The sequence below is a fragment of the Mesorhizobium erdmanii USDA 3471 genome, from assembly GCF_000472705.1.
In the GTDB taxonomy this organism is placed as follows: domain Bacteria; phylum Pseudomonadota; class Alphaproteobacteria; order Rhizobiales; family Rhizobiaceae; genus Mesorhizobium; species Mesorhizobium erdmanii.
The window spans coordinates 486,739-489,407 of record NZ_KI421453.1; positions in this window are offsets into that span (position 1 = coordinate 486,739).

Here is a 2,669-nt window from a genome sequence, read left to right on the forward strand (position 1 = left end):
CCGGTCGCACCAGTGGCACCGGTATGACCGGTCGCGCCAGTCGAGCCGGTCGCTCCGGTATGACCTGTTGCGCCGGTAGAGCCAGTCGTACCCGTGGCGCCGGTTGCCCCCGTCGCGCCTGTCGCTCCGGTTGAACCAGTGGCGCCGGTATGGCCGGTCGCACCAGTGGAACCCGTATCGCCAGTTGAGCCCGTGGCACCCGTATCACCGGTCGCACCTGCGGCTCCGGTTGCACCGGTTGAACCCGTGGCGCCGGTATCGCCAGTCGCGCCTGTGGAACCGGTGGCTCCAGTCGAACCCGTGGCACCCGTATTGCCAGTCGCACCCGTGGCTCCAGTTGCTCCAGTCGAGCCGGCGGCACCGGTTGCTCCAGTCGAGCCCGTCGCTCCGGTATCGCCGGTTGCGCCTGTGGCTCCGGTTGCTCCAGTCGAGCCGGTGGCGCCTGTATCGCCAGTCGCACCCGTGGCTCCGGTTGCACCGGTTGAACCCGTGGTGCCCGTATCGCCAGTCGCGCCTGTGGAACCGGTAGCTCCGGTCGAGCCTGTCGCTCCAGTAGCACCGGTTGCTCCGGTCGAACCCGTGGCACCTGGATCGCCGGTCGCACCTGTGGCTCCGGTCGCCCCGGTTGAGCCCGTGGCGCCCGTATCACCGGTTGCCCCGGTCGAACCCGTAGCGCCGGTATCGCCGGTCGCACCTGTCGCTCCCGTTGCTCCGGTCGAACCCGTGGCGCCGGTTGCTCCAGTCGAGCCCGTTGCCCCCGTATCGCCAGTCGCACCTGTGGCTCCGGTTGCTCCAGTTGAGCCCGTGGCGCCCGTGTCGCCGGTGGCACCTGTGGCACCGGTTGCTCCGGTCGAGCCTGTGGCGCCTGTGTCGCCGGTCGCACCCGTTGCTCCAGTCGAACCCGTGGCGCCCGTATCACCGGTCGCACCTGTCGCTCCCGTTGCTCCGGTTGCTCCAGTCGAGCCCGTGGCGCCTGTATCGCCGGTCGCGCCTGTGGCGCCTGTTGCTCCAGTTGCGCCTGTGTCGCCGGTAGCACCTGTGGCGCCGGTTGCTCCGGTCGCTCCGGTTGCTCCAGTCGAGCCAGTCGCTCCGGTATCGCCAGTCGATCCGGTGGCGCCGGTATCGCCGGTCGCACCTGTGGCTCCGGTTGCGCCGGTCGAGCCTGTGGCGCCAGTCGAGCCTGTGGCGCCGGTATCGCCGGTGGCACCTGTGGCTCCGGTCGCGCCGGTTGAGCCCGTGGCGCCTGTATCGCCAGTCGCGCCCGTCGCACCCGTATCACCGGTCGCGCCTGTGGCTCCGGTTGCTCCGGTCGAGCCTGTGGCGCCTGTATCGCCGGTCGCGCCTGTGGCGCCGGTTGCTCCGGTCGAACCCGTGGCGCCCGTATCACCGGTCGCGCCTGTGGCGCCGGCTGCTCCAGTCGAGCCCGTGGCGCCCGTATCGCCGGTGGCACCTGTGGCACCCGTTGCTCCGGTCGAGCCGGTGGCACCCGTATCGCCGGTCGCACCTGTGGCGCCGGTTGCTCCNGTATCGCCGGTCGCACCTGTGGCGCCGGTTGCTCCGGTGGCACCTGTATCGCCAGTCGCACCTGTGGCTCCTGTGGCTCCAGTCGAGCCCGTGGCGCCGGTTGCTCCGGTTGACCCAGTGGCTCCGGTATCGCCGGTCGCACCTGTGGCGCCGGTTGCTCCGGTGGCACCTGTATCGCCAGTGGCGCCTGTGGCACCTGTGGCTCCAGTCGAACCCGTCGCTCCGGTATCGCCGGTCGCACCTGTGGCTCCGGTCGCTCCAGTCGCACCCGTGGATCCGGTTGCTCCAGTCGAGCCCGTGGAGCCCGTATCACCAGTTGCGCCTATGGCACCGGTAGCTCCGGTCGAGCCCGTGGCGCCGGTCGAGCCGGTGGCGCCCGTATCGCCGGTTGCACCGGTGGCTCCGGTTGCACCGGTAGAGCCTGTGGCGCCGGTATCACCAGTCGCACCTGTGGCTCCGGTTGCTCCGGTCGAACCCGTAGCGCCGGTATCGCCGGTCGCACCTGTGGCACCCGTATCACCGGTCGCGCCTGTGGCTCCGGTTGCTCCGGTTGCTCCGGTCGCGCCGGTGGCGCCCGTATCGCCGGTCGCACCTGTGGCTCCGGTTGCTCCAGTCGAGCCCGTGGCGCCTGTATCGCCGGTCGCGCCTGTGGCGCCGGTTGCACCTGTAGAACCTGTGGCGCCTGTATCACCGGTCGAGCCTGTGGCGCCGGTGGCGCCGGTCGCACCTGTGGCCCCGGTTGCTCCAGTCGAACCCGTGGCGCCCGTATCGCCAGTCGCACCTGTGGCACCAGTCGAACCCGTGGCACCGGTGTCGCCGGTTGCGCCAGTGGCTCCGGTTGAGCCCGTGGCACCTGTGGCGCCGGTCGCACCTGTGGCTCCGGTTGCTCCGGTCGAACCTGTGGCGCCTGTATCGCCGGTCGAGCCTGTGGCGCCGGTCGAACCTGTATCACCAGTTGCGCCAGTGGCGCCGGTTGCTCCAGTCGCGCCTGTGGCTCCAGTCGCGCCGGTTGCGCCAGTGGCTCCGGTTGAGCCCGTGGCACCTGTGGCGCCGGTCGCACCTGTGGCGCCGGTTGCTCCGGTCGAACCCGTGGCCCCCGTATCGCCGGTCGCACCTGTGGCTCCGGTTGCTCCGGTCGAACCTGT